This window comes from Nocardia sp. GP40, assembly GCF_050434125.1.
GTDB lineage: Bacteria > Actinomycetota > Actinomycetes > Mycobacteriales > Mycobacteriaceae > Nocardia > Nocardia albiluteola.
On record NZ_JBNPVW010000013.1, the window covers coordinates 1 to 11,542 of the forward strand.

The following is an 11,542-nucleotide window of genomic DNA, read 5'->3' on the forward strand; positions in this document are numbered from 1 at the left end:
GACATGGCCGTGTGCCGGATGGTGCTGGTGGCGATCCTGGACGTGCGAGCCGGCGCCGCAGTCCACGAAGTCTCGGTGTAACCGCCCGCCTGCCCGGCCGACTCCGGTAGCCCAGCGGCCGACCCGAACACCTCACGGCACGCGCGTGGCACGAGGGTGCTCACCCAGCACCGCGATTCCCGTGCGCCTGGACCACCCACCGCTGGGACATTCGGCCAGCACACCGCCGGTGACGCCACCTATCTGCGTGACCCTTCGGCCTGTCTCGGCGCGGTCGCCTTGCGCGCGGTAGCCGATGGCTATGGTCTGCAGGGTATGACTGACAAGGATGATGCATCGGCGGTTTCCCGGCTGACCATCGAGCATCGGATGGCCGGTGAGGTCGCGGTCGTGGTGGTGAGCGGAGACGTCGACCACGCGACCTCCACCCAGTTGATGGAGGCGGTGCGCACGGGCTTGGATCGCACCCGCGGCGGGTTCTGCGTCCTGGATCTGACCGATGTGCGATTCCTGGACGGTCACGGCCTCAGCGCTTTACTCAAAGTCACCCGGGCTGCCGAAAACCGCCGACAACCACTCCGTATCGCCGTAGACAGCAACCGGCCGGTGATTCGTCCGATAGAGATTACCGGGCTGGAGGAGTTCCTTGCGCTCTACCACAGCGTCGAGGAGGCGTTACACGCCTGAACCACAGCATCTCCGGCCATCGGCCGGGTCACGGAAGGGGACCGAGGCGCCGACGAAGACGGGTCGTTAAGGGTGTCGTTTTGGGTTCTTAAAGTCCATCCTGACATTTGTGTGCGAGAAAGGATTCGGTGATGCGAGTCGGTTATATCCGGGTCGGTACGGTCGATCAGAACGCCGTCCGCCAGCTCGACGGCATCGAGGTCGAACGCACCTTCACCGACAAGGCCTCCGGCAAGGACACCGCCCGGCCGCAGCTCGATGAGCTGATCGCCTACGTGCGTGACGGCGATACCGTGCTCGTGCACTCGATGGACCGGCTCGCCCGCAACCTCGATGACCTGCGCCGGCTGGTGCGGATCCTGACCGGCAAGGGGGTGCGGGTGGAGTTCGTCAAGGAGAACCTGACCTTCACCGGGGAGGACTCGCCGATGGCGACGCTGCTGCTATCGGTGATGGGCGCCTTCGCCGAGTTCGAACGCGCCCTGATCCTCGAGCGTCAGCGCGAAGGTATCGCCGCCGCCAAGACCCGCGGTGTCTACACCGGCCGCAAACCCGCACTCACCGACGAGCAGGCCGGTCGGCTGCGCGAGCGCGCCGCGGCGGGTGAGCGGAAGTCGGTGCTGGCCAAGGAGTTCGGTATCAGCCGGGAAACCGTCTACAGCTACCTGCGAGCCGAGACCGCCACAGGCTGAGCCGGGCTCGGGGTGTAACCAAGCTGGACAACAGCCCGGCGGCGCCTTTGCCGCCGGGGCTGTCGCACGTCCGGACGTTACTCGCCTACGGCCAGGCCGTTCACCAAATGTCACGAATAGGTCACGGCGCGTCGTCGATGCGAATGTTCTGTTCTCTCGTACGCTCCGGGACTGGCTTGCGTTGCTCTATCTGCATCCCGGCAACGAGATGTTCGAGGTCATGTGGAGCGACATGCGCGGCCAGGGTGCGGGCAGCGGCGTTCAGGCGGATGCGGGCATCCGCATCGGCAACCACGCCGTCCGGTCCGATACTGCTCTGGAGCACGGTGATGCGGCCGCAGGCCGCCTCGACCAGCCTGGCACCGGCGTAGCCGAGCACGGTACGCAGTGTGGCCACGGCGGCCTCACCGCGGCCCTCGTAGGCTACGTTCACGTAGGCGACCGGCTTGTCGCTGAGATCGGCATTGCCGATCGTCCATTCGAGCAGGTTCTTCAGGCTGCCGGGGATCATGCCCGCGTATTCAGGGGTGCAGAACAGCACCGCGTCGACCTCGGCGAGCTGCCGGTGCAGGGCCTCGACTACGGGCGGCTCGGGCTCGTCACCGGGCATGAAAGCGGGTAGGTCGAGCAGGCCCTGGTACCGGACGGCCTCGAAGTCGGACCCGGCGTCGGCGGCGATCGAGCGCAGCGCGGCGGTGTTCGTCGAGCCCTCGCGAGTGCTGCCCGAAATCAACAGGATGCGGGGAATAGTCACAGCTGCGCCAACAGGGCTGAGCCCGGGAGTATTTCGAAGGCACTCCCGCAGACGCACCAACTCGTCCGCGAACACCTGCGCCGCGCCGACCAACCTCATCGGCAGCCAAGCCAGGCACCCACCGCACCGGCTCGGAGCCTGAACCGATCACGACGCCCTCACTGCTGGTCCAGCCACATATGTTGCTTTTCGCGCGATTACCTGGACCCCGTTAGCGCCAGTTTTCCCGGCCCGTGGAAGAAGGGAGCGAAAGTCCAAGGCGCAGCGCGAGTCCAAGGCGCAGCGCGCCGCCCAGCAACCCGGCCTCGAGCTGCACAGTCTGCCGGCGGGAGCCCTCCTGCCCGCCGGGCGCCGGCCTGACCTGTCCGCCCCGGGCCCGGCGCCCGCATCGGACGGGATGGCTCGCGGGTCAGGCCGCGGGGACGGCCTGCAGCCGGTAGGCGTCCCCGTGGGCGACGACCCGGCCGGCGGTGGGCGGGGCGAAGTGGGTGCCCAGCAGGAGGGTGTCCGTGCCGGCGAGGGAGGCGAGCAGCGCGCGGCGGGTGGCCTCGAACAACGTCGTCGGCTGCCGTGGTCATTACTCACGGATTTCCGGGAGTTCCAGCATGGCGGTGAGCAGCGGATCCCAGGTGCTCCCCGGAAGTTCGTGGCCGATGCCGTGCAGCGGGAGCAAGGTGGCGCCGGGGACCTCCCGTACCAAGGCCTCTCCGTTGGCGTACGGAAAGAACGGATCATCGGTTCCGTGAGCCACGAGGGTCGGTGCGGTGAGCTCGCGCAGCCGCTCCCGCCAGCGGTCGCCCGCATCGGCATACCCGAGGTTGAGGATGCTGGATGCCATGTCGGTCGTGCGGTCGACCGTCCGAGTCGCCCGCCGCCTTGCCTCCTGTTCATCGAATCCGTTTGTACCCGAAAGCATTCGGGCCTGTTCGATTCCGTAGTCGATCACCGCAGCTCGGTCGGACCAGTCCGGGCGGGGTACTGTGCGGATGAAATTCGTGACCCGGTCCGAGTGTTCGGGCAGATCCGGGTCCGGCGGGCCGGGAGGCGTGGGGCGGGTGTTGATCAGGGTCAGGGCCGATACCCGGTCGCGGTGGTCGAGGGCGGCGAGTTGGCAGATCCATCCGGCTACCGAGAAACCCACCAGGTGGGCTCGTGGAAGTTCGAAGGCATCGAGCAGTCCGATGAGGTCCGAAACCAGGTCGCGCAGGTTGTAACCGGGGGAGCCGGTCGGGTAGGTCGTCGATCGGCCGGTGTCGCGGATGTCGTAGCGCAGGACGAACCGGCCCGCGCCGGCGAGCCGGTCGCAGAACTCGTCCTCCCAGAACAGTCTCGACGTGCTCGGCAGCACCATCGGCGGTTGCTGCCGATCACCGAAGGTGGTTACGCACAGCTCGACCTCACCTACGGTGACCATGTGCTCGGGTGAACGTTCGACATCAAGCGGCATGGGGACTCCTTTGCGGTTGCCTCTCTCGAGGAGACTCCCTCCGCCGCCGAAACTCATCGGTGGGTGTCGCCGCCGCGGTGTTAAGCGATCGGCAATGCGACGACAAGACGCGGCACCAACATTGGGGATATGGACAGGATCGTCGGCGGCCCCGCCGGGCCTCCCGCGCCGAGCGGCTCGTCGGATTCACTCTCCGCCTGGATCGCCGAAGGCCGGCCCACCGACGCGACCCCGTACGGCTTCGCGACCAGCTAGTATTCCCGCGCTGCACGTGCGGAGGAGGGGGCCGACGTCACCCGGCGTCGGCCCGCGCCGGATCTACTTGGGCAGGATGTGCTCCAGGATGGAGCTCCCGGCATTCGCCAGATCGAGTACTCCAACGGCCGCCTTGAAGCCGAGTTCGATACAGGCAGTGACGAGTTCGATGATGCTGGTGGCAATTCCCATGACTTACTCCAGTTTTCGTGATGACTGATCCACGCCGGCGACCCGGTGCGGTCGAGCGATTCTCACGGTAGGAACGCGGCGCCCCGCCCGGCCATGGGCTCTCGCGGTAGGTACCGCAAACACCCCTGCTCACAGCACAATTCCTGTTTTCCTGACCTGCGCGGCGAGCGGACCGGCGGCCGACCGAATACCCAGGCCACAGGGACGAGATTTCCGGACCGGAAAAGTGCGGCGGCGCTGCGATCGGCGGTTTCGCGGCCGGGTGCGGGCCGCCGGTAGTGCTGGATGGGTGTCTGCGCCTACCGTCCACGAGGCGGTCATGAGGTACCCAGCGGAGGAATCGGTATGGACAAGCCCGTGTCGAAGTCGGGACTGGTTCGAGCGTCGAAGCTGACGGCGCTCGGCGGGGGTTATGTCGTTCGCAGGCAGCGCACGAAGCTATCGATGCTCGGCCGATCCGAGCAGGTCCGGGAACGCCTCGCCGACGAGTCCGTCTGGCAGCTGGCCGAGCAGATGGTTCAGGTGCTGGGCGAGATGAAGGGCCTGGCAATGAAATTGGGCCAGCTGCTGTCGCTGTTCGACCTGGATCTGGTTCCGCCGCGCCATCGCGAGACGTTTCAGCGTCGGCTCGCGGTGCTGTTCGACAGCGCTCCCCCGGTGCCGTTCGATGGGATGCGTCAGGTGATCGAGGAAGATTTCGGAGCGTCGCTGGAGACGCTTTTCGCCGAGTTCGACCCGCAGCCGATCGCCGCCGCCTCGATCGGCCAGGTGTACCGGGCTAGGCTCGAGGACGGCGTCGAGGTCGCGGTGAAGGTGCAGTATCCGGGGATCGACGCGTCGGTACGCGCGGATCTGCGGAACCTGGCGCCACTGCGACCGCTGCTGCGGCCGTTGTTGCCGGCCTTCACGGTTTCGGTGTTCGACGAAATGCGCGACAACTTCGAAAACGAAATCGACTATACGATCGAGGCCCGCAGCCAGCAGCGCGTGGCCAGCAGATATGCGGGTCATCCCTTTATCGCTGTGCCCCAGGTATTTCCGGAACACAGCAGCCGCCGTGTCCTGGTCAGCGAGTACATGCCGGGAATCGGATTCGACGCCATGCGGGCCCTGCCGGCCGCCGAACGCAACCGGATCGGCGAGATCATCTACCGGTTCTATGTGGGCACGCAGTTCGAATTCAACGAGTTCTGCGGCGACCCGCATCCCGGTAATGTGCTGCTGGGCCCGGACGGCCGGGTGGTGTTCGTCGATTTCGGGCTCTACAAGCACATGAGCGCCGAGCACGTCGCGCTGGAGGCCGCGTGTCTGCGCGCCATTGCCGAGGATCGGCCAGAGGACCTGTATCGGCTCATGGTGGAACGCGGTGTCATCGGCGACCGATCCGGCGTGACCGTCTCCGAATGTTTCGATTTCGCCTTGGCCGCCACGGAATGGAGCATGGTCGACGGGGACGTGCCGATCACACCGGACCTGGCCTGCGGCGGCTTCCTCACCGTGGTCGACCCGCGGCGGAATCAATTCTCGGGGATGCGGCACCAGAGTCTTCCGCCGGAGCACCTGATCTCCCGCCGCGCCGACTTCTGGACCTGCGCCACACTCGGACACCTGCGGGCGACGGCGAACTGGTACCGGATCGCGTGTGAATGGCTGTACGGCGACCCACCGGTCACCGAACTCGGCCTGCGGCACCGGGATTGGAAGGCGCAGCTGAATGGTTAGGCCGCGCGGGCGTCACCGGCGGCTGGTCGGCGCCGGTAGATCTCGCCAGACGCGGCGCTTGCGCCACCGGATCTGTATCTCACGAATGAGGCGCAGCCCATCGAGGTAGGAGATGATGGCGTCGTGCGGATTGCTCGCCTCCTCCCAGGTATTCGTGATCCGCTCGAGCAATTCCGCGCGCCGGGGATGCTTGTCGATCTCACGGAATATCGCCAATCCCCGTTGAGCCCAATTCGCCATCTCGGAGTAGTTTCCGGTCTGGTATTGCAGCAGGCCCAGTCCGATGAAGGCATACGCCTCGCCGACGCGGTCGCCGACCTCGTGGAACATCGCCGGCGCCCGTTCCACCATGGCGACCGCGCCGGAATGGTCACCGTCGGCGTACCGCAGCAGGCCCAGTCCGACGAATGTGTAAGCGTGACAGACGCGATCGCCGATGGCATCGAAGATGCCCAATGCCCTTTCCGCCGGATCGATCGCTCCGGATGAATTCCCCTGCGCATAGTGCAGCAGGGCGACGCCGCCCAGGGCGAAGGCCTGCCCGAATCGATCGCCGATGTCCCGGTAGATCCGCTCGGCCCGCAGCAGCAGTTCGATCGCTCCGTTGCCGTCGCCGATGGCAAAGCGCAGCCTCCCCTGACTGATCAGGACGTACGCCTGGCCCACCTTGTCATCGATATCGCCGAATAGCGTCGATGCCTGCGCCAGCAGGTCGGCCGCGCCCGAATCTTCTCCTGTCGCAATGCGCAACCGGCCGAGGCCGACCAGAACATACGCCAGGCCGACCTTGTCGCCGATTTGCTCGAACAGCGCGCGGGCCTCGAGCATCGGGTCCTTGGCGGCGGTGTAGTCGCCGTTCGCATACGCCACCAGGCCCAGCCCGATGAGCGTATACGCCTGGCCGACGCGGTCGCCGATATCACGGAATATCAGCATCGCGGCTTCCATGCGTTCGACCGTTCCCGAATAATCGCCGCTGATGTATTGGGACAGGCTGAGATCGTTCACGGCGTAGGCCTCGCCCACCCGGTCGCCGATGTCCCGGAATATCGCCAGCGCACGGTTCATATCGTCGCCCGCGGACTGCCATTCCGCGGTGGTGAAGTGCAGCCTGGCGAGACTGTCCAGCGCGTACGCCTCGCCCACCCGGTCGCCGACCGTCCGAAATATCTGCAGCGCCTCCCACGCGTGATCGGCGGCGACCGCGTATTCGGCGGTCGCGAACCGCACCGATGCCAGCGCGTTCAGCGCGTGCGCCTCGGCGAATCGGTCGCCGGCGGCTCGGTAGATCGCGAGTGCCTGCTCGACCGAGGCCGCCGACAGCGAATAGTCGCCGGTCGCATACTGAATCACCCCGAGCCGGTCGAGCGCGGCCGCCTCTCCGACGCTGTCGCCGATGTCCCTGAATGTTTGCAGAGCGCGGCTGACCCATTGTGCCGCAACGGGATAGTCGCCGGTAGCGTATCCGGCCATGCCCTGCCCGATGAGGGCATAGGCCCCGGCCGAGCCGTCGCCGTCTCTCTCGTAGATCGCGGCCGCCCGCTGCATCAGCTCCGCCGTGCGAGGGTAGTCGCCCGTGGCGTATGCGAGGGTGCCGAGCATGCCGAGGGCCCGCGCGTGGTCTGCCGGGTGGCCGATCTCCTGATAGATCGCCGACGCCTCCAGCATCGGACCGACAGCGCCCGGATAATCGCCTGTGGCATACCGCATTACGCTCAGGTTGTACTGGGCGTCCGCCTCGCCTCGCCGGTCTCCGTCGAAGTTGGCGAGGGCGGCCGCGCGGCGATGCAGCTCGATGGCCACCGGCCAGGGACCGTCGAGGCGCAGCAGACCGGCCACGACGCCGGTCAGGCCGATCGTCTCCCACCGTCGTTCTCGATCGGCGGCGGCATATTCGAGCGAGTCCAGCAGGTTGTCGCGCTCGGCCCGCAGCCAGGCCAGCGCCTGCGCCCGGCTCGCCGGACGCGGTGTGGCGGGGAACGCACCGTTGATCGGCGGCCGCCGCGAACGAGTTTCGACCGCCAGACATCGATCGGCGATTTCGCCGGCGTGCCAGTAGTAGGTCAGGACACGATCCACGGCGGCCCGCCGATCGAACGCCGGGTCGTGTTCGGCCAGCTCGCTCGCGTAGACGCGCAGCAGATCGTGCATCCGATAGCGGCCCTCGAGCTGTTCCCGGAGAAGATGATCGGTGAACAGCGCCTCCAGCTCGCGACGGGCGTCGGCCACCTCGATGCCGTCCAGCGCTGCGGCGGCGAACTTGTCGACGGTGCGTCCCGGGTGAATGCCGAGGCGCCGGAACAGATGCTGCCGATCGGGCGGCATCACGTCGTAGGACATCGTGAACGCGGCGCGTACGGCTCGCTCATCGGCCTCGAATTCGCCGAGGCGATCCTGAGCGGTGGCCAGGTCGCGGGCGACGGTGGTGACGGTCCATGCCGAGTGATAGCGCATGCGGCCCGCGATGAGCACGATCGCCAGGGGCAGGCATCCGCACAGCCGGACGATCTCGGCCACCGCCGGATGCTCGCGGTCGGCCCGATCGAGACGCGCTCGGGTGCAGAACAATTCGGCCGCCAGGTCCGGCTGCAGAGCATCGAGGACCAGCGGCTCGTGATCGTCGAGCGCGACGAGCTGTCGCCGGCTGGTGATCAGGGTCAGGCAGTCCGGTCCGGTCGGCAGCAGCGGTTCGACCTGTGCCCGGTCCCCGGCGTCGTCGAGCACCAGCAGGATGCGCCGCCCCGCCACTCGATCCCGCCACCGGCTGCGACGGCTCTCGAGGGTGTCGGGAATCTCGCGCGAATCCATCCCCAGATCGGTGAGCAGCCCGGCCAGCACATCGGCAGGCGACGCCGCGGTGCGGCCGGGCGCATGGGCCTGCAGGTCCACGAACAATCGACCGTCGGGAAACCGGTCCTCGAGCCGGTGCGCCACACTGGTGACGAACGCGGTCTTGCCCACGCCCGGCATGCCGCTGATCGACAGCACCCCACCGCGTTCGGCGATGCTCACGATCCGCTCCAGCTCCTCGCCCCGGCCGATCAGTGGGATGTCGCGCGGCAGGGTGTCGGTGACCGGACGCGACACCGACGCGGTCACGGCGGGCTTGTCGCGGGCCTCCTGCCACAGCTTCTGCCATGCGCCCATCGTCAGCGCCGCGACCGGTTCGGCCGACTTCCGTTGCCGCGCCAGATATCTCAGCGTCACCAGAATCGGCTCGAGCGATGCGAACTTCGCGGGAACGTGCTTTCCCGCGCGCCACGACTGGACCCGCTGGATGGTCGGGACCTTCCAGGTCGGCCCTAGCCGCTCCCGCGTCTGCCGGGTGACCCGTTCCAGGGTTGGGTCCCCCGCGGCCCGGAACAGTTCTGATAGGCGCACTGCGAAAAGCTCATTCGACTGAACGGCGTTGTCGTCGGTGTCACCATCGTCTACTGAGGTCACCTACCCAGGGTAGTCTTCCCGGCTGGTCACATTGGGGCTTCACATGATCCGGGACGTCAAATGCCTTGTCGGCGTGCCTGGTTCGCCGTCTGCGGCTGGAATCGTTCCGTCCGGGCTCACCGTCGGGCGGGGCTGTCCGGTGCACCGTGGTCGAGGTCATCGCAGGCGGACGATGTCGATGGCGCCGTTCAGCCGGGTCAGTGCCAGTAGTCGGCTGTCGATGGAGAATGCCATGTCTCCCTCGTATGCGCAGAGGCCCGCGCACTGGGGGTTCTTGGCAGCGATGAACTGGCGGGAGCCCAATTCCCACAGCAGTGCGATGCCGTCGAAGGTAACGCCGGCGATGACGCGGCCGTCCGGGCTTATTGCCGCCGTGTACACGGCGGAGAACGGCAGCGTCGGTGGCCCGGTCAGTTTGGTGGCCGGATGGTGTCCGACGGTGTCCGCGAGCATGATGCTGTTGTCGTCGACGGCGACAGCGAGCGTGCGGTCATCGAGGCCGAAGGCGGCCGCGTGGACGTCGTCGACCGGGTAGTCGAGGGTCGCCTCCAGTTTTCCGTTCGGCACCTGCCAGATCTCCACGACCGGTTGCCGATCCTTCTTGTAGGCGATTGCCAGGCGCCGCCCGTCGTGACTGAGGTCGAAGGCATCGACGCTGAAGTCGAAGGTCGTCTGGGTGACCACGCTTCCGGTCCGAACGTCCCACGTGGCGAAGGCATCCTGTGCTCCGTTCGGGGCGGATACGGCTCCGATTCCCGTCAGCTGCTGAGAGTCGAGGTTGAAATGGAGACTACGCGGATCCATCGTCGCAGCCAGGCCGTTCGGGAGGCCGGTGGGGAAGGAGTTGACCAGCTTTCGTGTTCGGTAGTCCCAGATGTCCACGGAATTATCAGAATCGGACCAGCGGCCGCTGACCGCGAGAGTGCGGCCGTCCGGGCTGAACGCCGCCCGCTGGTAGCCGAGGTCGTCCCTGCATTCGCCAGCGTACTCGTGGCAGTCGTGCCGCCCGTCGGGACAACTGTTCTTGCCGCTCGGGCAGGCGTCGAGGGTGGCGATCAGTTCGTGGTTGCGCAGATCCCACAGTTCGACGGTGTCGGCCACCAGCAGGACCAGGGTGTGACCGTCCGGGCCGAACAGGATGTGGGAAATGTGACCGTGGGCGTCCTGAAACATCCAGTCGAGGTGCCCGGTCCGCACGCTCCACAGTTCCACGGTTCTGGCGGTGACGGGCGCCGGTGTCGGGCCGGCCGGGAGGGCGTCGGTGGCGGTGACCAGGGCGACCAGGGATCGACCGTCGGGGCTGAAAGCCACGTCGGAGACGCTGGTGTTCGGGTCGGCGCTCACCGGCTTCAGTTGAACCACACTCTGTTTCGGTGCGAGGTGCACGTCCGCCGTGAGCGCCGTCAGCGCCAGGACGATCACGGCGACAGTCAGTGCCGCCTGCGCGGAGCGGATCATCGCGGCGGGTTCCCGAGGAAGGCTTGGCGGAGCCCCTGTACCGAGTCCGGGTTCATCACCCCGACGCCGGAGTAGGCCGCCCGGTAATCGGGTGAGAGGGCGGTCAGTCGAAATGGTTGTGTGCCATCGCGAATCGTCATATCGGTGCTCTTGCCGTTCTGCACGACACGCAGTACGAATTCCCATTCATAGGAGCCGAGGGCCTGTGGCGGTGTCGGATTCTGCTGACTCACCATGGCGTTCACGTCGATCACGGCCTGCTCGCCGCGGTTGAGCGTCAGATTGTGTACCGCGAAATAGGGTTTCGCTCCCGGCAAGCATCCCGACGCGGTGGGATCCGGCGTTAGGAAGGTGGGTGCGAGATCGGCCAGGTACACGCAGCCGTTCGTGTTTGTGTTCTCGCTGCCCGATGTCGAGATGAGCATCCCGGCAATGGGTTTCGACCGGGAAAGCACGCGCGCTCGGAGGTCGGTGATCAGGGCGGGCTGGCTGCGCCGGCCCTGGAGGATCAGCTTCACGGTGAATCGACCGACCGCCACCGCCTCCGGATGCTGCGCGGCGAGATCCTGCTGGGGGATCGCATTTCCCGCCAGCGTTCCCGGGAGCGCGAAATAGCCCGCTGTCGTCAGCGGTTTGTCGTATTGCACGACCACATCGAGCGGAGGGCCCGAGCTGATCGTGTCGGTGATGGTGGGGCCGTATGCGTTGATCAACAACGTGATCAGACCGCCGATCACGCCGGTGGCTACCAGGCCTACGAGAGCCTTACCTGGTTTGGTCAGCGACGCGAACGGGTGTTTCCAGCCGGTTGGAGGGTCCGAAGGGCTCGCCGAGGACGTGGCTTCCACCGGAGCTCCGGGGGTTGCCAGTGGCGTGCCTTCCGCTGGTGAA

General features: G+C 66.8%; 11 protein-coding genes. 4 read left to right on the forward strand and 7 right to left on the reverse strand.

Annotated elements, in window-relative coordinates; genetic code table 11:
- The first annotated feature begins 315 nt into the window (after window positions 1–315).
- Window positions 316–687 carry an anti-sigma factor antagonist gene (locus ABH933_RS32390; RefSeq protein ID WP_429421408.1) on the forward strand — a complete coding sequence of 124 codons (372 nt, stop codon included), beginning with the start codon at window positions 316–318 and terminating at the stop codon, window positions 685–687.
- Between the two features lie 131 nt (window positions 688–818).
- On the forward strand, window positions 819–1,379 hold the full coding sequence (locus tag ABH933_RS32395) for a recombinase family protein (protein WP_429421410.1): 561 nt from the start codon (window positions 819–821) through the stop codon (window positions 1,377–1,379).
- A gap of 121 nt (window positions 1,380–1,500) precedes the next feature.
- Here the strand turns inward: ABH933_RS32395 and ABH933_RS32400 are convergent, their stop codons facing one another.
- From ABH933_RS32400 to ABH933_RS32410, 3 genes are all read right to left on the reverse strand, one after another.
- The gene (locus ABH933_RS32400) at window positions 1,501–2,133 is read right to left on the reverse strand and encodes an NADPH-dependent FMN reductase (protein ID WP_429421412.1); all 633 of its coding nucleotides are present in this window, start codon (window positions 2,131–2,133) and stop codon (window positions 1,501–1,503) included.
- Window positions 2,134–2,542: 409 nt separating this feature from the next.
- Window positions 2,543–2,689, reverse strand: a complete 147-nt coding sequence (locus tag ABH933_RS32405; RefSeq protein WP_429421414.1) for a hypothetical protein — start codon at window positions 2,687–2,689, stop codon at window positions 2,543–2,545.
- 21 nt (window positions 2,690–2,710) lie between these two features.
- The gene (locus ABH933_RS32410) at window positions 2,711–3,580 is read right to left on the reverse strand and encodes an alpha/beta fold hydrolase (protein WP_429421416.1); all 870 of its coding nucleotides are present in this window, start codon (window positions 3,578–3,580) and stop codon (window positions 2,711–2,713) included.
- Window positions 3,581–3,709: 129 nt separating this feature from the next.
- On the opposite strand from ABH933_RS32410, the gene ABH933_RS32415 reads away from it, so the two are divergent.
- Complete coding sequence (locus ABH933_RS32415; RefSeq protein WP_429421418.1) at window positions 3,710–3,835, forward strand: hypothetical protein; 126 nt, start codon at window positions 3,710–3,712, stop codon at window positions 3,833–3,835.
- A gap of 63 nt (window positions 3,836–3,898) precedes the next feature.
- Here ABH933_RS32415 and ABH933_RS32420 read toward each other — a convergent pair whose 3' ends face one another.
- Window positions 3,899–4,027: a hypothetical protein gene (locus tag ABH933_RS32420; protein ID WP_281066002.1), complete on the reverse strand. Its 129-nt coding sequence runs from the start codon at window positions 4,025–4,027 to the stop codon at window positions 3,899–3,901.
- Window positions 4,028–4,372: 345 nt separating this feature from the next.
- Between ABH933_RS32420 and ABH933_RS32425 the strand changes: the two genes are divergently transcribed.
- Window positions 4,373–5,749: an ABC1 kinase family protein gene (locus ABH933_RS32425; protein ID WP_429421420.1), complete on the forward strand. Its 1,377-nt coding sequence runs from the start codon at window positions 4,373–4,375 to the stop codon at window positions 5,747–5,749.
- Window positions 5,750–5,761: 12 nt separating this feature from the next.
- Here the strand turns inward: ABH933_RS32425 and ABH933_RS32430 are convergent, their stop codons facing one another.
- The 3 genes from ABH933_RS32430 to ABH933_RS32440 all read right to left on the reverse strand — a co-directional run bounded on the left by ABH933_RS32430 (window position 5,762) and on the right by ABH933_RS32440 (window position 11,499).
- Entirely contained in the window at window positions 5,762–9,193 is a 3,432-nt protein-coding gene (locus ABH933_RS32430) for a tetratricopeptide repeat protein (protein ID WP_429421422.1), read from the reverse strand.
- Between the two features lie 156 nt (window positions 9,194–9,349).
- Complete coding sequence (locus tag ABH933_RS32435) at window positions 9,350–10,651, reverse strand: WD40 repeat domain-containing protein (RefSeq protein WP_429421424.1); 1,302 nt, start codon at window positions 10,649–10,651, stop codon at window positions 9,350–9,352.
- Window positions 10,648–11,499 carry a hypothetical protein gene (locus tag ABH933_RS32440; RefSeq protein ID WP_429421425.1) on the reverse strand — a complete coding sequence of 284 codons (852 nt, stop codon included), beginning with the start codon at window positions 11,497–11,499 and terminating at the stop codon, window positions 10,648–10,650. The genes ABH933_RS32435 and ABH933_RS32440 overlap by 4 nt, the downstream gene beginning before the upstream one ends.
- Window positions 11,500–11,542 lie beyond the last annotated feature (43 nt).

What these genes read in the sequence shown, in the direction of transcription:
- ABH933_RS32420 (WP_281066002.1), bottom strand. Translation starts at nt 4,027, where the DNA reads ATGGGAATTGCCACCAGCATCATCGAACTCGTCACTGCCTGTATCGAA.
- ABH933_RS32395 (WP_429421410.1), top strand. Translation starts at nt 819, where the DNA reads ATGCGAGTCGGTTATATCCGGGTCGGTACGGTCGATCAGAACGCCGTC.
- ABH933_RS32425 (WP_429421420.1), top strand. Translation starts at nt 4,373, where the DNA reads ATGGACAAGCCCGTGTCGAAGTCGGGACTGGTTCGAGCGTCGAAGCTG.
- ABH933_RS32415 (WP_429421418.1), top strand. Translation starts at nt 3,710, where the DNA reads ATGGACAGGATCGTCGGCGGCCCCGCCGGGCCTCCCGCGCCGAGCGGC.
- ABH933_RS32435 (WP_429421424.1), bottom strand. Translation starts at nt 10,651, where the DNA reads ATGATCCGCTCCGCGCAGGCGGCACTGACTGTCGCCGTGATCGTCCTG.
- ABH933_RS32390 (WP_429421408.1), top strand. Translation starts at nt 316, where the DNA reads ATGACTGACAAGGATGATGCATCGGCGGTTTCCCGGCTGACCATCGAG.
- ABH933_RS32410 (WP_429421416.1), bottom strand. Translation starts at nt 3,580, where the DNA reads ATGCCGCTTGATGTCGAACGTTCACCCGAGCACATGGTCACCGTAGGT.